The 20,862-nt window shown below is 48.9% G+C and carries 20 protein-coding genes and 1 riboswitch; of the genes, 6 read left to right on the forward strand and 14 right to left on the reverse strand.

Annotation, left to right across the window (positions count from 1 at the left end; all coding sequences use genetic code 11):
* Nucleotides 1-21 precede the first annotated feature (21 nt).
* The 6 genes from M0Q40_02450 to M0Q40_02475 all read right to left on the reverse strand — a co-directional run bounded on the left by M0Q40_02450 (nt 22) and on the right by M0Q40_02475 (nt 4,477).
* Nucleotides 22-603, reverse strand: a complete 582-nt coding sequence (locus M0Q40_02450; GenBank protein ID MCK9221476.1) for a DUF5317 domain-containing protein — start codon at nt 601-603, stop codon at nt 22-24.
* On the reverse strand, nt 597-1,871 hold the full coding sequence (locus M0Q40_02455; GenBank protein MCK9221477.1) for an HD-GYP domain-containing protein: 1,275 nt from the start codon (nt 1,869-1,871) through the stop codon (nt 597-599). Before M0Q40_02455 ends, M0Q40_02450 begins: the two co-directional genes overlap by 7 nt.
* Nucleotides 1,872-2,119: 248 nt before the next feature.
* Nucleotides 2,120-2,761 (reverse strand): hypothetical protein, encoded by a 642-nt coding sequence (locus tag M0Q40_02460; protein MCK9221478.1) that lies wholly within the window; start codon nt 2,759-2,761, stop codon nt 2,120-2,122.
* A gap of 112 nt (nt 2,762-2,873) precedes the next feature.
* Complete coding sequence (raiA, locus tag M0Q40_02465) at nt 2,874-3,416, reverse strand: ribosome-associated translation inhibitor RaiA (GenBank protein MCK9221479.1); 543 nt, start codon at nt 3,414-3,416, stop codon at nt 2,874-2,876.
* A 273-nt stretch (nt 3,417-3,689) separates the two neighbouring features.
* Entirely contained in the window at nt 3,690-3,854 is a 165-nt protein-coding gene (gene csrA, locus M0Q40_02470) for a carbon storage regulator CsrA (protein ID MCK9221480.1), read from the reverse strand.
* Between the two features lie 62 nt (nt 3,855-3,916).
* Nucleotides 3,917-4,477 carry a hypothetical protein gene (locus tag M0Q40_02475; GenBank protein MCK9221481.1) on the reverse strand — a complete coding sequence of 187 codons (561 nt, stop codon included), beginning with the start codon at nt 4,475-4,477 and terminating at the stop codon, nt 3,917-3,919.
* Nucleotides 4,478-4,733: 256 nt separating this feature from the next.
* Here M0Q40_02475 and xylB point away from each other — a divergent pair, with 256 nt between their 5' ends.
* A complete protein-coding gene (gene xylB, locus M0Q40_02480) occupies nt 4,734-6,263 on the forward strand; it encodes a xylulokinase (GenBank protein MCK9221482.1) in 1,530 nt (509 codons plus the stop codon).
* Between the two features lie 23 nt (nt 6,264-6,286).
* Here xylB and M0Q40_02485 read toward each other — a convergent pair whose 3' ends face one another.
* From M0Q40_02485 to M0Q40_02500, 4 genes are all read right to left on the reverse strand, one after another.
* Nucleotides 6,287-6,499: a cation transporter gene (locus M0Q40_02485; protein ID MCK9221483.1), complete on the reverse strand. Its 213-nt coding sequence runs from the start codon at nt 6,497-6,499 to the stop codon at nt 6,287-6,289.
* A 108-nt stretch (nt 6,500-6,607) separates the two neighbouring features.
* On the reverse strand, nt 6,608-7,183 hold the full coding sequence (locus M0Q40_02490; protein ID MCK9221484.1) for a Fe-S-containing hydro-lyase: 576 nt from the start codon (nt 7,181-7,183) through the stop codon (nt 6,608-6,610).
* Nucleotides 7,184-7,199: 16 nt separating this feature from the next.
* On the reverse strand, nt 7,200-8,054 hold the full coding sequence (locus M0Q40_02495) for a fumarate hydratase (GenBank protein ID MCK9221485.1): 855 nt from the start codon (nt 8,052-8,054) through the stop codon (nt 7,200-7,202).
* Between the two features lie 2 nt (nt 8,055-8,056).
* Nucleotides 8,057-9,007 carry a sugar kinase gene (locus M0Q40_02500; GenBank protein ID MCK9221486.1) on the reverse strand — a complete coding sequence of 317 codons (951 nt, stop codon included), beginning with the start codon at nt 9,005-9,007 and terminating at the stop codon, nt 8,057-8,059.
* A gap of 260 nt (nt 9,008-9,267) precedes the next feature.
* Here M0Q40_02500 and M0Q40_02505 point away from each other — a divergent pair, with 260 nt between their 5' ends.
* From M0Q40_02505 to M0Q40_02525, 5 genes are all read left to right on the forward strand, one after another.
* On the forward strand, nt 9,268-10,221 hold the full coding sequence (locus M0Q40_02505; protein MCK9221487.1) for an ABC transporter ATP-binding protein: 954 nt from the start codon (nt 9,268-9,270) through the stop codon (nt 10,219-10,221).
* Complete coding sequence (locus M0Q40_02510) at nt 10,214-10,924, forward strand: ABC transporter permease (protein ID MCK9221488.1); 711 nt, start codon at nt 10,214-10,216, stop codon at nt 10,922-10,924. Before M0Q40_02505 ends, M0Q40_02510 begins: the two co-directional genes overlap by 8 nt.
* Nucleotides 10,925-11,019: 95 nt before the next feature.
* Nucleotides 11,020-12,564, forward strand: a complete 1,545-nt coding sequence (locus M0Q40_02515; protein MCK9221489.1) for a GldG family protein — start codon at nt 11,020-11,022, stop codon at nt 12,562-12,564.
* A complete protein-coding gene (locus M0Q40_02520) occupies nt 12,561-13,724 on the forward strand; it encodes a DUF4340 domain-containing protein (protein ID MCK9221490.1) in 1,164 nt (387 codons plus the stop codon). The genes M0Q40_02515 and M0Q40_02520 overlap by 4 nt, the downstream gene beginning before the upstream one ends.
* A gap of 208 nt (nt 13,725-13,932) precedes the next feature.
* The gene (locus tag M0Q40_02525; GenBank protein MCK9221491.1) at nt 13,933-15,342 is read left to right on the forward strand and encodes an L-fucose/L-arabinose isomerase family protein; all 1,410 of its coding nucleotides are present in this window, start codon (nt 13,933-13,935) and stop codon (nt 15,340-15,342) included.
* On the opposite strand, the gene M0Q40_02530 is transcribed toward M0Q40_02525, so the two are convergent.
* From M0Q40_02530 to M0Q40_02545, 4 genes are all read right to left on the reverse strand, one after another.
* On the reverse strand, nt 15,311-17,125 hold the full coding sequence (locus M0Q40_02530) for a DEAD/DEAH box helicase family protein (protein MCK9221492.1): 1,815 nt from the start codon (nt 17,123-17,125) through the stop codon (nt 15,311-15,313). The two genes, M0Q40_02525 and M0Q40_02530, sit on opposite strands and share 32 nt — an antisense overlap.
* Nucleotides 17,122-19,332, reverse strand: coding sequence for an ATP-dependent RecD-like DNA helicase (locus M0Q40_02535; protein ID MCK9221493.1), 2,211 nt, complete (start codon nt 19,330-19,332; stop codon nt 17,122-17,124). Before M0Q40_02535 ends, M0Q40_02530 begins: the two co-directional genes overlap by 4 nt.
* 40 nt (nt 19,333-19,372) lie before the next feature.
* Nucleotides 19,373-19,987 (reverse strand): C40 family peptidase, encoded by a 615-nt coding sequence (locus tag M0Q40_02540; protein MCK9221494.1) that lies wholly within the window; start codon nt 19,985-19,987, stop codon nt 19,373-19,375.
* Between the two features lie 147 nt (nt 19,988-20,134).
* Entirely contained in the window at nt 20,135-20,494 is a 360-nt protein-coding gene (locus M0Q40_02545) for a DUF192 domain-containing protein (GenBank protein ID MCK9221495.1), read from the reverse strand.
* Nucleotides 20,495-20,773: 279 nt separating this feature from the next.
* Nucleotides 20,774-20,859, reverse strand: a riboswitch (cyclic di-GMP riboswitch).
* Nucleotides 20,860-20,862: the final 3 nt, after the last annotated feature.

Here is a 20,862-nt window from a genome sequence, read left to right on the forward strand (position 1 = left end):
TCAACTGGAAACCTATGACCCCTAGAACGTATGCTTCCTCGGATATCCCTTTGCTCGACTTCGTTCCTGTAGCATGGCATTCTGGATTAGCATGAACACTCCAAGCGAGATCACAACATCCCCTATGCTAAAAACCCGGGCCCTTTTGTAGCCTGGAATGTATAACCAATCGGATAGAAAGTAAAGCACTGAGTCGTCGGTTAGTTTTGTGTGGGTAATGTAGGTTCCTGTATCCAATAAAGATGCCAGACTGCCAAGACCCACCTGCTCAAGGCTTGTCAGAGAAACAGGCATTTGACCGCCATTGGCGGCAATAACCACGGCATTAAGCAGCACACCAACAGCTACCACACGAAAAGCCCTTTGATCCCTATTTGCCCATAGGGCAGCCATTAACAATATGTAGGAGAGTATGTTCACATAGGGACCAAACTGCACCGCAATAGCAATACCCCGTTGGGCGAGAAAAAGACACCCTCCTTGAAGGAGACAGGCAACCAAGATTAGCTCCACCCGGTGGATCTTTAAATCCCCAAGGCTCCGAAGACGGCCCTTGCGCAAGAACCCAACAAGAAGGGAAATAATCGCCGCATCAATTAGCATATATGTTCATCCTCTTTATGTTCCCTGGAAACGATCGCCCTGATCTCCTTCTCGGACTTCAAAAAGACCTCAATAACGCGGGGATCAAACTGTTTTCCACGGTTCTCAATTAGTTCTGTTTTGGCTTGTTCAAAGGAAAGCGCTCGGCGATAGACCCGGTCAGAGGTCATGGCATCAAAAGCATCTGCACAAGCAAGGATCCTAGCGCCCAACGGGATATCTTCCCCCGCAAGCCCCGCCGGATACCCCTTACCGTCATACCTTTCGTGGTGGTGCCGAATAATCTCCGCAACACCCTTCAAAAAACCCACGTCCTTAATCATGTCAGCACCAATGTCCGGATGAGCTTTGATCTGGTTAAACTCAGCCTCAGATAGCTTACCCGGCTTGTTTAACACCGCCTCACTTACCCCAATCTTCCCAATATCATGCAGTAATCCCGCATAACTTATAGTCTCAATCTCCGAGCCCGATAGATCCATTGCATCAGCCAAGATATTAGAAATTTGCTCAATCCGGTCTGAATGACCCCGGGTATACGAATCCTTAGCGTCCAGAGCTGCTGCTAAGGCCTTAACGGTATCAATGTGGGCTTTGCGCATCTCACTGTACTGCTGAAAGGAATACCGCGCAAGGAAAAGGGGCATCAGTAACAAGACAGTCCCCGGGGGTCCCAAGGGACCTGTATAAATGATGGCAATTAGAATCCCAAGGGGGCTTAACGCCAAATAGTTTGGGATAACCCATTTGATATTTGCCCGCCAGATTTTGCCCACGGAAATACCTTGGTCTAGAGTAATAACAATTGCAACCAACAAGGTATTAACCACAAAATATGCAAAGGTCGCGGCCAGCAAGGGGATCAGGCTTCTAACCAGATCAATACTAGGAGCAAAACCGCCGCCCAACCCTTGATAAGTCAAAGCCGCAGCAAGGGTAGATAGGAACACCTGAGAAGCATCAAAAGCAGCAACTTTAATGGGTTTGCTCTGCACCAACACACACAGGAATACCGCTAGAGCCGTCATAGGGGCAGATACCGATCCGAAAATTAGAATGGCGGCAAAGTCAATAGCAAAGCAGACACTTACCGAGCCTCCCGAAGGTATTGGCACCCGGAGCAGATCACCACCAATGGATAGCCCAACAATAAACAAAACATCAACAAAACGGGGCAGAGGACACGTGGTAACCAACCAGATCAAACCGCCCAAAGTCAACAAAGAAACCATAGCAATATAGACCTTGAGCCTATAGTCTCTGTGCATAAGCTGCCCCTTCCCATCAGACAATCAATAGAACCGGCACCTTGATCTTAGTTATTAATGCCAGGTAAACCGAGAACCGCCAGCTAGAAGCAAACTTGCAATCGCGAGCATTACCTTAAAAACCTTGGCTGCCATGGAAAAAGCCCCCCATTCATATAGGCTTGGACGTTTTCCGCTCCGCTAACAAGATGTCCAGCAGCCGCTTCGCTCAGGTTCATCTCAAGGTGCCGGTCAAAACTAGCGAGTCACTATGTTAAGCTACTTAGTAGGCCGAGTTTTCTATTCACCGCATCCATTGTTGCTTTTACCGCGGTTTCTATATCATCAGACTGCAAGAGCGCACAACCTGTGAAAAGTTCACCCCGTAACCCACTCAAACAGTTGACCACAACAACAATTGCCTGACGGCCAGCGATACTACACTTACTTACATCCTCTAAGGCCAGAACAATCTTGTCCGGCACCGCCTTTGAAACAGCATTGAGCGTAGCCATGCTGGCAATTCGTAGTCTGTTGCCATCGGAGGCAACACCTTCGTGTTTTCCCGAAAACACCTGCTCCTTGACCTCTAACTCCACCTCTACCACCATGAAATTCTTAGTAGTAGTGGACTTAATTCCAATGATCTGAAGGCGCCGCTCCAGGGAGTCGAACTCGGACTTTAACTGTACAACACTGATCTTTCGATGGTCCACATTAACTCCAAATTGGGTAATGAATACCGATTCAATATCCCTTACAATCTGTTTCGGCTGGCGACTGGATGTAGCTAAAACGTGGATCTCACTGATCTCGTTTTTCTCATCGAAGAATACCTTTACGTTTTCCACGCCCTCAACCCGGCTTAGGTACTGCTCAAGACTCTGTCGTGACCAGCTATGTTCCTCCATATTTCTTCCTCCGAAACCAATAATCGTCTACTCACCAAACTTCGACTTAACGTAGACGATTCCTGCTTAACGCGAAAAAGGCCGGGAAACCCCGGCCTTTAATCTGCTAACTCTATTCAAACTCGGGCTCAATTAAGCCGTAATTACCATCTCTTCTGCGGTATACAACGTTTACTTCTCCACTTAGGGCGTTGGCAAACACGAAAAAGTCATGGCCCAGAAGATCCATCTGCATAGCTGCTTCTTCTACGGACATTGGCTTAATCGCAAACCGCTTCGTCCGGACTATTTTAGGCATCTCCATCCCATTAGCCACGGCCTTGTCCTCACTTACTATCTTCGATAGCTTAACTCCATCTTGGAGACGTTTATGCAGCCTTGTTTTGTATTTCTTGATCTGCCTTTCAATCTTATCCACCGATTCATCAATGGAAGCGTACATATCCTCGGTGCGAGACTCACCGCGCAATAGGACTCCATCAACCTGTACTGTAGTCTCAACGATATCTAGTTCCTTTTGCACGCTCATAGTCACCTCGGCAGAGATCTCCAGATTCTCCTCGAAAAAGCGTTCCACTTTGGACACTTTTTTCTCGGCATAACTACGCAAGGCCGGTGTTATTTCAAGATTCTTACCATAAACGACTATCTGCATAGCTCCATCTCCTTTGCCCTAGTTTGCCTATAGGCGCATATTCCTTCAAGTATCCCTCGGCCATCCCTCCTATTCCTTAGAATACTATAACTATTCCCTTTTCGTTCGCGAAAATCCTGCTTTGTTATTTCCCACCAACCACTGACCCTAGTTTGGTATCGCCCTTTTGCAGTACTGGTTCCTAGTCCCCAAATCTCACACCTATGGACGTGGAACATTGTATAGATACTATTTGACAAGAGGTCAAAACCCTAGCTAGTCATATCTGCGAGATTACTGTTCCCTTAGCTGTTTGTAGATCTCCTCCCGAAAAATCGAGACATCCTTCGGGGCTTCAATGCCGATTTTCACTTGGGACCTACTTATCTCCACAACGGTGATCTTAATCCGGTCGTCAATAATAATCGTCTCGTCTATGCGACGTGTTAGAATTAACATGGATGTCCCTCCTTGGACACCGAAAGATTCTGCACATTTAGTATTGCCTCTGTTTCCGGTTGTTAGTCCTCTGCCCCATTATCATGGGCATCCGAGGTTCTTGCCAGACACAGGATCTGGCAGCCAATTTCTACACAAGCAACCTCCAGATCCCGATCGAGAATGTCATGAACAAGCAGGATGGGTTTCCTGTCTGGCTCCCGTTCATACTCATCTAGACTGGTAATGGGAAGACTTAAATAATTCGCTACTTGCTGCGCAAGGATCCTACGAAAATCATAGCTACCAGAAGGATCCAGACGGGGAGCAAAAACCACCCCTTCCTTAGTCCTCAAAGTCCTTTCGCCCTCGGCAAACATCCCTAGTACATGTCCTAGAGTCCAAGCAAGCCTGTAATCACCTTCCCGGCTTACTCGCCTCACCCATGTTAGGAGTGGTTCCTTGGGTAGCCCTAGACAAAACAGATCAGTTCTTGACTTTGCTAGATCGGGATTAAACGGAAATGCTTCAATACAATCACCGCATAAATACGGAGCACGTTCAACCGGTTTGGTGCCGCAGCCAGGGCAATAGAACGGCACTCCAAAAAGATAATCAAAAAACCAAGTAAGAATCCTAGACACGAGTTCCTCCTTTCTGGCTACCCATAGAGATACCGAAGGTTCTTATTTAACACCTTTTGGTATAGTATACCCCACCTCGACCCATGTCAAGTGAATGTTTACGCACAGGAACGTCCGCTCCCAAATCAGAAAGTCGAACAAGGCCCCCCAAAAACCCCTACGTCAACGCCTGATGGAGGGGAAAACATTATGGTAGCAGGAAGGATTGTGGTGTTTAACGAATGATATTGTATATTGAAGACAGGAGCGGATTGACATGGCCTATCTGATTGGTGTTGATATCGGGACCAGTGGTGTTAAAGTGGTAGCGTGTAGTACCGAAGGACAGATCGTAGCAACTGCCTCAGCCCAATACCCCCTACATTTCCCCAGGCCCGGTTGGGTGGAGCAAGACCCTGCAGATTGGTGGAATGGTACCTGTGCGGCACTACAAGATCTGACAATCCAATTAGGAGAGAAAAGGAATCAAATCAAGGGTATGGCCCTTTCTGGGCAAATGCACAGCTCGGTTTTCTTGGGAAAGGACAATGAAGTAATTCGACCTGCTCTCCTGTGGTGCGATGCCCGAACCACCGAGGAGTGTTCATGGATCACCAGCAGAGTAAAAGGTCGGGACCAACTGATTAAATACGTGTCCAACCCGGCTTTGGAAGGGTTTACAGCCCCCAAAATAGTCTGGTTAAGGCAACAGGAACCGGACAACTACCAGCAAATTAGGTTCATACTGATGCCTAAAGATTACATCCGATTCAAACTGACTGGCCAAGTCTTTACAGAGGTCTCCGATGCTGCTGGTACTTTGTTATTCGATGTGGTTAACCGAAAATGGAGTCAAGAGGTACTCGATGCTTTGGATATCCCTCGAAACATCCTCCCGGAAGTACGCGAATCCACAGATATTTGCGGTTTCGTGACCGAGGAATGCGCGCAGATTACTGGTATTCCAGCAGGAACACCAGTGGCCGCAGGCGGAGCAGATAATACTTGCGGGGCTGTGGGATGCGGTATTGTACAAGAAGGAAGGGCCTTATCGAGTATCGGTTCCTCAGGAGTCCTGTTGGCCCATACAGACCAACCTAAGACCGACCCTGCCGGTGCAGTCCACACCTTCAATCATTCGATACCCCAAGCCTGGTATGTCATGGGAGTAATGCTCGCCGCAGGTCTTTCCTACAAGTGGTTCGGTCAAACCTTTGGTCAAGCGGAGAAAATAGTGGAAGCCGGAACAGCAATTAATGCCTATAAGCTTTTAGATCAGGGAGCAGCGTTGATCCCTGCAGGAAGCGAAGGATTGATCTTTCTACCCTACCTCAACGGGGAAAGAACCCCCCATGCAGATGGCGCGGCCCGGGGCGTATTCTTTGGCATTAACCCACGTCACCGTAAGGAGCATTTCACCCGTGCAGTACTGGAGGGGGTAGTGTTTGGTCTACGGGATAGTTTAGAGATCTTTAAAGGTATAGGCATTGATATTACTCAGCTGCGCGCCATTGGTGGAGGCGCAAAAAGCCCCCTCTGGCGACAGATCCAAGCTGATATCCTCAACACCGAGGTGGCTACGTTGAATATTGATGAAGGACCTGCCTTCGGTGCCGCTTTGATCGCAGGAAAAGCAGCAGGAGTCTATAATAGCCTCCAGGAAGCAGCAGATAGCTTGATCCAGGTTACCCAGATAACCCAGCCTATCCCAGAAAATGTTGAGCAGTACGAGAACACCTATGCACTTTTCCGAGAACTCTATCCTGCACTAAAACCAAGCTTCAGAAAAGCAGCTCAAATTCTATAGGCCCAGAATCTCCGGGCCATTTTCTACTGCACATCATAACCCACTTGTTTTACCGTATCTATTAACTCCGACTTGGTCACTTGGGCCTTGTCAAAACTTATCTTGGCAGTCTTGCACTCTGGGTCCAGGTAAACTTCCTGAACACCTGGTTTTGCTCGGAGTGCATTTTCCACCGCGCTAACACACTGACTACAACCTAGTCCTTTAATGGTCATTACTACTTCCTCGGTAGCCACCTTTCCACCTCCTGTAGTTCTCTCCCCTCATTATTTCCCCACTAACCACCCATTAACCGAGAGAAAACAACCTAAGATGCTCCCTAATGACTATAACCGTAAGGAAAGCTAGTCCTTCCCGTCGTCCTGGCTTTCCTTACGGTACCGCCGAACTCCCTCCAAATATAGATCATTCCCGTATGTATCATTGACCACAATGGCCGGAAAGTCCACTACCTCCAGCCTTCTAATCGCCTCTGGCCCTAGATCAGCGTAAGCCACCACCTGACAACTGGTAACACTTTTGGCCAGTAAAGCCGCGGCACCGCCAATGGCTGCCAGATAAACGCCTTTCCACTGGATCAACGCGTCCTTAACTGATTGACTTCTCGATCCCTTGCCCATGATTACTTTCACACCATACTCCAACAAAGCAGGCGTATAGGGGTCCATCCGGTAGCTTGTCGTCGGCCCAATGGAACCGGTAATCGCCGATGGTTTCGCCGGAGTAGGTCCTGTATAATAAATGATCTGGCCCCGTAGATCCACAGGCAATTGCTGCCCTTGCGCCAATAGTCGGTAAAGACGTTTATGGGCCGCATCTCTTGCGGTATAGACCACACCGCTAATTAGAACCTGGTCCCCGCTACGCAGCTGGGTTAACATCTTCTTGGTGACAGGAGCGCTAAGTCGGTACACATTCAAAGGATTCAACCCCCTCCTAGAGTACCCGTGAAGCATGGCGGGCTGCATGACAATTAATATTTATTCCCACAGGCATCCCGGTAATATGACAGGGATAGGTCTCAACATGGACAGCAAGAGCCGTAACTGTGCCCCCAAAGCCTTGGGGACCAATCCCTAGTTTATTAATCTCCCGAAGTAAATCAAGCTCCAGTTGGGCATATAGGGGATCAGCATTGGGGGTACCTACGGGACGCAAAAGAGCATACTTGGCTAAGTAAGCGGCATACTCGAAATTGCCGCCAATCCCCACCCCCACAATGATGGGGGGACAGGGATTTGCCCCTGCGGTCTTCACCTGTTCGACGACAAAACCAATCAGTTCCTCCCGATTAGTGGAAGGAGGTAGCATCCGTAAAAAACTCATGTTTTCACTGCCTCCCCCTTTTGGCGCAACGGTGATGCGCAGCCGGTCCCCGGAAATGATCCGGGTATGCAAAATACCCGGTGTATTATTGCTTGTGTTTTCCCGGATTAAGGGATCGCTAACCATAGATTTACGCAAGTAGCCTTCCAGGTAACCTTGGGCAATCCCCTGATTCACCGCTTCAGTCAAGTCTCCGCCAACTAGATGAACATCCTGACCTATTTCCAAAAACACAACCGCTGTACCCGTATCCTGGCAGACGGGAACGCCTGCTTGGGCCGCGAGTCGGTGGTTATCTAGCAACTGATGCAACACCCTTTTCCCAAGGGGTGATTCTTCCTCGCCTACGGCCTTTTCCAGCGCCTGGATTACATCAGTCCCCACCCGAGTATTCGCTTCTATGGATAACTCAGCCACAGTCTGGGCTATCTGACCCACATGGATGTCTCGTACAGCTTCTTTCACTGCTATCGCTCCACTTCGTCGGCTCGTGTTAAGAAGGAGGCAAGCTCACTGCGACTGGGTAACCCTTCAGCGTCTCCAATGGTCGTCGTGGCATAGGCACCAACCGCATTGCCCAAGTCGGCGGCATCGCGCAGACTCAAGCCCTGTAAAAGACCGCTCAGCAATCCTGCGGCAAAGCCATCGCCAGCGCCTACAGGGTCCACCACATCCTTAATCACGTAACCCGGCACAAACCCAACGGGTTTTTGATCCCAGACATAACAACCGGAAGGACCTAGTTTCACTACCACCCTGGATACGCCAAGGTTACTTGCTGCTTGCACGATCTCCTCGGGAGTGTCTACCCCGAAGAGGATCTCCCCCTCACCTAGTCCCGGCAAAAGTAGATCAACCTTGGGGATGATCTCCGTTAACACTTGTCTTGCTTCATCTTTTCCCCAAAGCTTCAAGCGAATGTTAGGGTCAAAGCTCACAAGAAGTCCATGTTTGCGCGCCATCTCGATAGCGGCAAAGACCATCTCCCTACAGGACTTACTTAGCGCTGGTGTAATCCCTGTTAAATGAAGAATCTTTGCCGTAGAGAAGTAATCCTCGTTAAGATCCGCAGGCTGTAGAAAACCGCCAGCTGAACCGTGTCTCCAGTAATATACGTTAATCTGACCGGGGAGACGACGCTCCTTGAAATAGATCCCAGTGGGTCTTGTGGGGTCAAAGACAACCTGGGAAACATCAACACCTTCACCCCGTAAGGTATTGACAATGTAATGTCCAAATTCATCATCGCCAAATCTGGCGATTAACCCTGCGCTATGCCCCAAACGCGTCAGTCCCATACACACATTGGATTCAGCACCAGCCACGTGTTTAGAAAACTCATGGACGTATCGAAGGGGACCTGTTGTGTTAGGGCTAAATACTACCATGCTTTCCCCAAGAGTAATCAACTCAGGCACCTGTTATCACCTATCTCTTTCGTATATATCTTATAGTTTTTCGCTAAAGCATACCTAAATACCTTTTGCGTTATACAGCAAGCCACATCCGTTGGAAAGTTCCTCCGCAGTTAGACAATGGAACGTTTTCCTGCTAAAATAGGGCCTGATAGCACAATTTCGAACCCATTTCCATCATGATTTTGCCTTCTTTAGCTAGCATATCCCTTTCCATGTTCTCAGCTTGAGCATCCTAGGCTGAAAAAAGGGGGTCAATATCTGTGATCAAAGTCGTAAACCTAACAAAACAATATGGCGGTCACTACGGCATTGAGGACTTAAGTTTCACTGTTGCTAAAGGCGAAATTGTCGGTCTGCTAGGACCAAACGGTGCTGGCAAAACCACAACAATTCGTGTGATTACCGGCTACTTGCCACCGACATCGGGTTCTGTTGAAGTTGCTGGATATGACATATTCTATCAGGGTAGGGACGCAAAGTCTAGGATTGGCTATGCACCGGAGAACCCACCAGTCTATCCCGATATGACCGTAAAGTCCTACCTCACCTTTGTTGCTGGTCTTAAAGGCATTGGTCCTAAACGAAGGAAGGATGAAATAGAACGGGTCATTGACCTAACCAGTATTGAAGACGTCTACCTCCGGCTTATTGGCAACTGCTCAAAGGATTACAGGCAACGGCTCGGTCTAGCCCAAGCCATGTTAGGGCGCCCCGATGTGCTTATCTTTGATGAGCCAACAAATAGCCTTGATCCAAAACAGATCAGCGAAGTCCGCCAATTGATCAGAAGTCTAGCCGGTGAACACACGGTGATCCTCAGTTCCCATGTCTTACCCGAGGTTAGCATGGTCTGTGACAAGGTAGTCATCATCGATCGGGGCAAGCTTGTGGCTATTGATTCTCCCGATGGCTTAGCGCGGGCGATTCAGGGAACCCAACGCATCTTAGCTAAAATCAAAGGTCCCCAGGACATCGTCGAAGGACGGATCGCGGCCATTGATGGTGTCGTAGGGATCACAGCCGAAGTATCGGGACAACATGAATGGAACTACTATATTGATAGTACCCTGACAACGGATATCCGGGAGAGATTATTCTTCCAAATGTCAGATATCCGCTGTCCTATTCTAGAAATACGTCCGATCAAGCTCAGTTTGGAGGAAGTCTTCCTGGAGCTTACCACGGAGGATAAGGAGGTGGAGGAGGATGCATAAGGTTTGGTGCATATTCCGGAAGGATGTAGAAACCTATTTCCACTCACCGGTAACTTATGTGGTTATGGGAATTTCTCTGGCTATCTGCGGTTATCTGTTTTCGGCAATTGTGCTCGGTTACCAAACTGCAGATATGAGATTTGTGCTCAGCAGTATCGCCTCCACCTCCCTCTTAGTAGCCCCGGTACTGACTATGAGAAGCATAGCAGAGGAACGAAGAATCGGTACCGATGAACTACTCATGACCTCGCCAATCTCCATCACAGAGATAATCGTGGGCAAGTATTTGGCCGTTGTGCTTGTTTACGTGGTCATGCTCGTAATCACATTGATTTATCCATTGTTTCTGGCCCTTCTTGGTCACCCAGATCCGGGACCGATTATCTCCGGCTACGTAGGGCTGCTACTCCTTGGTGGCTCCCATCTTGCTGTGGGTTTGTTTACGTCTTCTTTGACAGAAAACCAGGTTATCGCCGGGATGACCTCCTTTGGCATACTCCTATTGCTCTGGATGATTGGCCGCATCGACCAAGTCCTTCCGGGAAGAATCGGTACCGCCCTTGCATTCCTCTCTTTGGCCGATCACTTTTGCACCTTCGAAAGAGGAATCATTGATACAACGGAGATCTTTTTCTTCTTAAGCTTCATTTTCTTCATGATCTTTTTGACCATACAGGCAGTGGATTACCGCAGGCGGACTTAGGCGTGTAGCATAGCGGACCCCAACAGGGCACCTGCAAAGGAGGTGTAGACGCAACCGTCCCCAACCTTAACACCGGGATAGCCTGCGTCTTGAATATGAGCGAGTTCCTTAAAGATATGAGCGGGATTGGTGGCGTGATCGTAGCAGCCGGTAGCATCACTTCGATGTTGGCTAGGTTACCGGTCTACAGATGGATGATCCCGCTATTTTTGGGCATTGCTGGTATTGTCTACTACCTCGCTTACCGTTCATCCATGGTAAGACAGTCCAAAGCCGGTCTTGATGCCTTGACTATGACACTTATCGTGCTCGTTGGCCTAGTCCTTGCCAATAGCCTCGTCTCCCAAAACCGCTATCGGAAAGATATGACTAGAACCGGAGAGATGACCCTATCCAGGCAGACCAGACAAGTGCTTCAAAGGCTTGATGCCTTGGAGGAGCGTTTACAGGTATATGTCTTCTTTCGCCAAAGTGAGATGACCCAATTACAGCTACAGGTGCAGAACATGGCAAGGAACCTGTTAATAGAGTACCAACTGGCTAGCAGCAAGATCGACATCCACTTTGTCGATCCTGACGCGCATCCTTCCTTAGCTGGGCAATTTGCGATAGAATCAGATACCACAATCCTCCTGACGGGAGATGAGATCCGTCGTGTACCAGCCTATGAACTGTACACCTTCACACCCGATGGCCAGTTGCAGTTTACCGGCGAACAGGCCTATACACGGGCCATGATGTCCTTAGTTCAAACAGGAAACCATTCCCTCTATTTCCTCGAGGGTCATGAGGAAAAGAATATCGAAGTCGAATACAAAAAAGCTGTGGAGTACTTAAAGGGCGAGGGTTATCAGGTCAGTACACTGGATCTAACCAAGACCAGATCCATCCCAACCGATGTAGCCTTGTTAATTGTAGCAGGACCCTTGGGGGCAATCGCGGAAAATGAAATAACGACAATCGCGCAGTACCTACAGGGAGGAGGAAGAGCCATATTCCTCCTGGAACCGACTTCTCAAGGAAGCCTCTATCCCTTGCGCACGCTATTGGAAAGTTTCGGAGTCTTGGTGCAGGAAAACGTGGTGGCCGATCCAACACGGAGCTATTTCTTTGACCCTTTAAGCCCCATGCCTGTGTATGTTTACCACTCTATTACCAAAGATTTGATCAATACTAACTTAGCGATGGTACTGCCCATGAGTCGGAGCCTAAAAATCAGACCCTTAGATGACTTTGTGCTCGAGCCTCTGCTGACCACAAGCCCAGAGGCGTACGGCAAGACGAAGCTGCCCATCGCTACAAACAGATTCGAAGAAGGCGACGAGACAGGTCCCCTCACCTTAGCTGTTGCGGTATCCGAGGAAGACACTGGCATGAAGTTTATCGTGATGGGCAATGCCGCTTTTTTGGATAACAATGTGCTTGCCTTTCGGGGCAACGTCGATTTCTTTTTAAACTCGGTGAACTGGCTTATTGGCCGGGAAGAGCTGATCTCCATCAGCCCAAAAGTAACGGATCCAATGATCCTGATTCTTTCCAGTTCCCAAGCGAAGCTTGTGTATACTATTTCAGTAATCATCATACCCCTAGTACTATTTTTGCTGGGGATTCTAACCTACTTCAGGAGGCGAAGGATGTGAAAAAATCCCTTACTTTTGTTATCGTGCTTTGTATTGCCCTGGGTACGTTTATCTACTTTGCCGTTCGCAATCAAGCAAATGAAGAGTCTTCATCTGCCATATCCCCATGGAACGAGAAGACAATTACCCGCCTGTCGATAACCCATGAGCAGGGACAGTTTGAATTAGACCTACGACAAGAGCCTACCCGGGACTGGTACCTTCTATCTCCTAGAAACACCTTGGCCGACTACTCCCTCGTCAACAAGTTCGTCCAGCTTCTTGTCGAAATAGGATTGACCGCCAAAGCCGCGGAGGCGCCGCATGAGCATATTACCGAGCCATGGCTGATGATCGCCCTAGGAGATGATAATGCAACAACTACCTTATCCTTTGGGCAAAAAGCGGCCAGCGGTGAGGACTACTACGTATCAATCAATGATACCCTTGTGTATCTAGTGCCTGAGCACCTCTTGTATGGCCTTGAACCGTCAGAACTTACCTTAAACAAGCTGCGGGCTAAGTCCATCGTGCATTTCTATCCTTGGGAAGTGGAAGGACTAACCTTGGAAGGCCTAAATGAAGAACCCATTGTCCTCTCGAAGATAGACGAAAAATCGTGGCAAATGGATCGACCCTATCAGGAGCTGGCAGACTACACAGCCGTGAGCGACATCCTCTGGGAATATGCAAATCTGCGAGCGGTGGACTTCTTCGATGATGTCCAGGATCTCCATGCCTACCAATTGGACGAGCCAGCTCTTATTGCGACGTTCAAACTCGAGAACGGTTCAACCACCACTGTCCTCATTAGTCCTAAGAGTGAAAAGGCAAACGGTTATTACGTGAAGACCCAAGATAGTGACACCGTGTATTTCATCCGGAAGTATTCCTTTCTGCCCTTGGATGTAAATCCCAAGGGTCTCATCAAGACTACCTTGATTAGTCTTGATACCGGTTTTCTTGATCAACTCTATTCTGCCGACGGTGTTTTGGAGCTGTCCCTCATTAGGACAAGGGACTCTTCATCTTGCGGAAATACTTCGATACCCGAAGCATCCGTAACAGACCTCCTTAGTATTCTGCAGAATCTAAGGATAGAGAGTACCAGCCTGGAGCGTCTGGGTAAGACCAAATTCAAGGTCCATCTTGATCGGGTAAGTAACCCTGTTCCATTGTGATTACCGTAGATGAGGATTACCAAGCTAAGGTAACTAACCGTCCCTTACCCTCAGTCTACAACCTGCTGCCGTCGAGGTACTGACCAGTCAGACATACACGACTAGCGAGCTTACAGTAAACATTCATGTAAACTCGAAGCAGGAAAAGCGGCCTCAGTCTCGAACTAAACTAGTAAATAATGAACACATGTACATAGGAGGTCTGTCGATGAAGAAACTTACCGTAGGGCTAATTGTAGGTAATCGGGGGGTTTTCCCAAGTTACCTGTGTGAGACTGGCCAAGAACAAATGGTTACCATACTAGAATCCTTGGGTTTTGACGTGGTAACCCTTTCCGGCCAAGACAACGGAAAGGGCAGTATAGAAAATCTGGAAGATGCCCAAAGATGTGCGCGACTATTTGCCGAACACCGAGAGGATATCACCGGTATTGTGATTAGTCTTCCCAACTTTGGTGATGAAAGGAGCATCGCCAATGCCATTCGCTGGTCGGGTCTCCAGGTTCCCGTAATGGTTCATGCTTTTCCTGATGAAGTCAATCAAATGGATATCAGTCGGAGGCGGGATAGTTTCTGTGGCAAGATCTCCGTATGTAATATCCTGCGGCAATACGGTATCCCCTTCTCTTTGACCCGTTCCCATACTGTAAGCCCAGATAGTCCTGAATTCAAGGAAGATCTGCTCTGGTTCGGGGCTGTATGTCGGGTTGTTGCTGGACTTAAGAACCTCAGGGTCGGGGCCATCGGCACGCGTCCAGCGGCTTTTACCACTGTTAGGTATAGCGAGAAAATCTTAGAGCGGGCAGGAATCACCGTAGAGCCAGTGGATCTATCTGAGATCCTGGGCACTGCCCGGTCCCTATCCGATGCCGATCAGGTGGTTCAAGAGAAGCTACACAGCATTAAGCAGTATATTACAACCACCGATGTCAGCCAGGAGAGTCTTTCGCGCATGGCTAAGCTAGGGGCTGCAATTGACCAATGGGTAGCAGAGAACCATCTGATGGGAACAGCAATTCAATGTTGGACCTCTTTGGAGGAGAACTATGGGGTAGTACCCTGCACCCTGATGAGTATGATGAGTGATCATTTGCTTCCCAGTGCTTGTGAGGTGGACATTCCCGGCCTGATTAGTATGTATGCACTACAACTAGCCGCGGGACAGCCTAGCGCCATTATTGACTGGAACAACAACTATGGAGAGGACCCAAATAAAGCAGTGGTATTCCACTGCAGCAACCTTCCCAAGAGCATCTTGGATAAGGCACATATGGATTGTCAGAGGATCATCGCCAAGGATGTTGGTCAAGATAACGCCTACGGCGCTGTGTGCGGACGGATAAAAAGCGGACCTTTTACCTTTGCCAGGATTACCACCGACGATGCCACCGGTCAGATCAAAGGCTACCTCGGCGAAGGTACAGTTACCGCTGACCCCCTAGATACCTTCGGCGGATACGGTACTGTAGAAATACCCGGTCTGCAAACCCTCATGGGATACATCTGCACCCACGGTTTTGAACACCATGCCGCCATTACCCTAAGCACGTGTGCCCGGGTTTTGCACGAGGCCTTTACGCGTTACCTCAACTGGGATACCTATTACCACAACTTCTAGCACGCATCTGTTTTAGGTACCTTTCCCCTGGAGGGGAAAGGTACCCTTTTGCTTGGGCCCGATCATTGAACTGCCGAATTGTCCTCAGGGATGTTTGCATCTCGAAGGTCTTCCGGTTGGCGGCCAATAGGACCGCTCCAGTGGGCCAGCGAGGTGATCTACCTACCCGTCCGCTCATCTGTATTAAGGTGCTGGCATCATAGATCCGTGATTCATGGGCAAATAAGATTAGCACATCAAGCCTAGGAATAGTAATCCCCCGTTCAAGTAAGGATGTAGCCACTAGGATCTGCAATTGCCCTTGCCGAAACTGCTCTATCTTCTGCTGCCGCAATGGATCACCGGCATAGCAAAAGTCTGCTTTCCAGCCCATTTGGGCAAGCAAAAGGGCTAAGGGCCGTGTCATGGCCACAAAGGGTACAAAGATGAGAAGCTTTCTCCACCAGTTGCCTCTTAACACCTCTTGATCCAAGGCTTTCACAAATTCGGTCCGTTCCCTCATACTCTGGCCCCAACGACACCAGCGATAAATGGCGAGCCGAGGTTCAGGAACGGGATAACCATGATGCCTAGCGGGAATAAAGGCCAACTCTATTTTTCCGGTTTTGCCCTGTTTAATCAGATCACTGGTGGGAGTGGCACTCATATAAATGGTCTTACCAAATTTTTTACACGCCCGCTCAACCCCTAACTTGAGCATAGCGGAGCCCCGGTAGGGGAAAGCATCCATTTCATCAAGAATTACCAGATCAAAGGCTCGGTAGAAACGCAACACCTGATGTGTGGTGGCCACAGTAATAAGACCCCTTTGATACCTGTCCTTCACCCCGCCGTATAAGGCGGTGGTAGAAACCTTAGGGAAGGCCAACCCAATCCGTTGATGCAGTTCCGCAACAACGTCCCGCCGGGGAATTGCAAATAGGACCTTGCCCCCGGTTTTCAGCACTGATTCCATCGCCGGGTAGACAACTTCTGTCTTCCCTGCTCCACAGACAGCCCAGACTAAACAACCACCCTTTGCCGGGGTTTGGGTAAACTCCACAACCTTCCGCGCCGCATCCTGCTGGGGCTTCGAAAGCTCATAATCCAAACAGAAAAGTTGCCCAAAAAGGGGTTTGGGTACCCGGAAACAACCGAAAGCATAGAGCCAATCACAGCCTCTCACAAGCCCAAGACTGCGACAATTATCACAGAGGGCACAGAGTTCGCCACAACGTGCACAGGGGACAAGATCAATGCCTGTACGGCTACCACATCGGTGACAAACCCAGGTCCCTTGTTCAAACGTAATGGCGGGAAACATCCAGCATTTTTCCATCAAAGCTGTAAGATGCAAATAGTCCAAGGGGGCAAGGTGCCTGCAATGACCCCCTCTTTCCAACAAAAACTTGGCCTCACGGTATAGGAGTAACCGACCGCCTAGTGCCTTTGGTGCACCGAGCTGGTCAACGCGGTTAAGGACATCCTCAGCCCGATGGTCTATGGAAACCGGAACCTGTTTTACATCGAGGTTGGAGTAGGAATACTCACGGCCCAAAACGCGGATCAGCTTTTGTACTTGCTTATGGTCTAAAGCATTTAGGGGTATTTGCCGCAGCAGGGAAGCGGCCTCTTCCTTGACCAAGTGCGCAAGGTATGCAGGTAGGGGAGGAGAGATACACCAAAATGATCGCAGGGTACCTCTGCGCAGATAGGCATAGTCCAGGGCCGGCCAATGGGAGCTGCCTACCAAAAAGTCCTCTTTTCTTTGGCCAATGTAGACAATATGACAGCTGGCAGTCAACTAATGTTAAGCTCCTGGATTGCCAACTGCTTTGCTTCGCCCTTTAGAAAATCCTTCAACAGACTGTTTCGAATCTCAATCTTGTTGTTCTTCACGGCAATAGCAATGGCTTTTTTCGTCCCCACTAAGACAACCATCCGCTTCGCCCGGGTCACTGCAGTGTAGAGCAGATTACGCTGTAGCATAATAAAGTGCTGGGTCGTAACAGGCATCACCACCACTGGGTATTCAGAGCCCTGGCTTTTGTGCACCGTAACAGCATAGGCAAGAACAATTTGGTCCAGGTCACTATCCTCGTAGGTTACCTCTTTGTAGCCTTCTTCTGTAGGAAATAGGATCTTCAAAAGACGCTCCTCGGGATCAACATGCCGAACCCTACCAATATCCCCATTGAAGACTAAAGCCTCGTAGTTGTTCCGGATTTGCATGACCTTATCTCCCTTGCGAAAACGGAACTGTCCATTAGCTAACTCCAGGGCATGCTCCGTGGGAGGGTTCAGTGTCCCCTGCAATTGATGATTGAGATTGTCCACACCAGTGATGGTACGCCGCATAGGACTAATCACCTGGATATCCCTAATGGGATGACAATTAAGATACTTGGGTAACCTCTTTGAGACTAGGCTTTTGACAGTCTCCACAACCTGTTCGGGATCCTCTTTGTAGGTAAAGAAAAAATCACCACTATTACCCAGATAGGGCATGGACCCATCGTTTATCCGATGAGCATTCTGGATAATATGACTAGTCCTTTTCTGACGGAAGATCTGCGTTAATCGAACCACATCCACAACTTGCGATCCAATGATATCCTTTAGCACATTACCCGGGCCTACAGAAGGAAGTTGATCAACATCACCGACTAGGATCAACCGCGCCGGGGGTGTGATCGCTTTGAGTAGATTATTCATAAGTAAAACGTCAATCATCGAGGCTTCATCAACAACAACTACATCGAAGTGTAAAGGATTCTGCTCATTGCGCTGAAACCGGAATCGACCTGTCTCCTCATCAAGGCCAAACTCTAATAGTCGGTGAATGGTCTTCGCGTCCTTGCCCGTAGTCTCCTTAAGTCTTTTGGCTGCACGACCCGTGGGGGAAGTTAAGGCCACTTTCTTATCTTTAAGTAGAGCTAAGATCACCTTAACTATAGTCGTTTTGCCAGTCCCCGGCCCCCCGGTAATCACCAAAACACCAGAATTCAACGCGCTCATAACCGCTTGCTTCTGCTGCTCTGCTAGGGTAATTCCCTCGCTCTTTTCCGCCTGGGCAACTAGGATCTCTAGTTGGGAAGACGGTATCTGGGGATCTGTCCTGGATTGGGCCAGGGCTAGTAGTCGTGCGGCGATACCCTTTTCCGCATGGAGCATGAGGGGCTTGTATACTGCAACCCCTTCCTCGTAGGCGTACTTGACAAGCTCCCGCCTTGTTTGCAGCTCCCTCACAGCTTTGATTGCGATTTCCTTCGGTATCTGTAGCTCCTGTTCTGCTCTGGCAATAAGCTCTTGCTCCTCCAGGAAGACGTGCCCATCCTCCATGGCTGTATCCAATATGTACAGCAGTGCCGCCTGGGCCCGCTTAGGATCATCTGAACCAATCCCCATATTCTGGGCAATACGATCTGCTGTCTTAAACCCGATTCCAGTGATCTCCCACGCTAAACAATAGGGATCCTGCTTCACCTTGGCAATGGCTGCATCCCCGAAGTGCTTATAGATCTTCACGGCATAAGTGGGGCTAATCTGATACCCCTGCAAGAAAACCATGACATTACGGATTTCCTTTTGTGCGGCAAAGGATTCCTGAATCATACGAACCCTTGCATCCCCGATTCCCTCTACTTCTTTAAGCTTCTTAGGCTGCTGCTCAATCACTTCCAGGGTATCTAGGCCAAACTTGTCCACGATTTTTTTTGCAGTAACTGGACCAATCCCCCGGATCATGCCCGAGCCCAGATACCGTTCTATACCCAGTTCGGACTTTGGCAGGATCAACTGATACTCCTCAACTTTGAACTGGCGACCATATTCGGGGTGACTATACCAGTCCCCATGAAGAATGAAGGACTCTCCTACATCCACCGCGAGAAACCGGCCAACGGCCGTAATAATGTCCTTCTCTCCGTAGGGCAAAAACCGCAGCACGGCATAGCCGTTATCCTGGTTATGGTAAGTGATCCGCTCAACAGTCCCCTCAATAGTGGTCAACTTACTACCTCCGTCTGATGTATATTCCAAACACTCAATACTATTTTACATAGTTTAATCTGCCACCACCGGCATAGTGGGTATTCCAGTAGCTGCCTGAAAGCATCATCCCGGTTTCCGTAATCTTACCCGAGGTCTCCGAAGCTACAACGCAACGCACTTGGTTAATCGTCGTACGAACCAAGATACCAACACCCATGATCCGCCCCTTCTCGCTCTTAAAAAAGATCAAATCCCCCGGTCGTAGCTCTTCTAAGGGCTGTAGACTTACGTTCCAGTTAAACAGAGCATAGCTATTAACATCGGTGACTGGTACAAAACCCTGATCACTTTTGAACAGAAACTTTGCATCGGGGAGAACCTCCCGGTAACAGTTTACCACAAGGCCCGATGCATCTAGACCTAGATTGTCGATGGACTCGCCTAGAATGAGTGCTTCTTCTAATTCACTGAGGGTTGTTCTTCCACCAAGTCGGTAGGGCATCCCTGTATAGCTTTGTCCCCGGTAAACATAGTCAAATTCAGCATATTCTAGAGCAACCTTTAGGGCCTGTTCAGCTTGGGCTGCGGTAACCTGCATTTTCTCTACGGCTTCGGCACAACTACACAATAATATCATTATTGCCAACATAAAAATCCCTATTCGGCAACGCATCTTGATCCCTCCATGGGTTGAAATAGCATGCCTTGCCCACATCATAGCATAGTTGGCCTATACTTGCACCTTGGCAATCAACCGCCTGTTCTATCATCGTTTATGATGCCAAACCTGAGGTTTCTTTGAGGCGGGCGGTTTTGTTTGCTACGGCAAGCTTAGTCTATGGCCGACTTGAATTCCTTGCTCTTTTACCGTATTTGCGGGGAGTTCTAGCACAAAATACCCCCTAACCACAAGGGGGCCGATCCGGTTTGGCCGCAGATTCGTGACAATCTTGCAGACGGTTCCATCCCTCTGCCCATGAATAATGTCAATGGAAAACTTCATCCCAAAGGTGTGAATGTTCCCACAGGGAACTAGCAAAAGACCTTGGTCTGCTTCTAAACATTGACAACCGAGCAGACCCCGGAGGCGGAAGAACATGGTATCTGCTAACCAGACCCGCTTAGCAACAGTCCTTCCGGTAGTTAGGTTGGTAACCTCAATGATTTTCACCCTACGCATATCCCCTTTGCATGGAGCACTACAGTTCTGTGGCCTATGTTTGGGCTGCGCCTCTGCTCATCAATCACCCATCAACTAGGTCAAGTATATGTTAACACGCGCGGGAGAACCGGTCAATTCTATAGGCTTAGAAGACAGCGGCGGGTTGCATTAATGCATAAAAATGGCGGGGATAACGTCCAGCGTTTGCCGCCATAAACGCCAGCATCACCCCCACCAAAACTGACAACAAAAAAGGTCCTGTTTTCCAGTACCAAAGAACAGGACTTTACTGTTTTCTTCGGCATCCAGACAGTCATAGCAATCATTGCCTTAGACTCACGGCTTTGCGTCCCAAGCTTTCGCTAGGTTTGCCCTTTCGTTTGTAA

The organism is Limnochordia bacterium (assembly GCA_023230925.1).
Taxonomy (GTDB): domain Bacteria; phylum Bacillota; class Limnochordia; order DUMW01; family DUMW01; genus JALNWK01.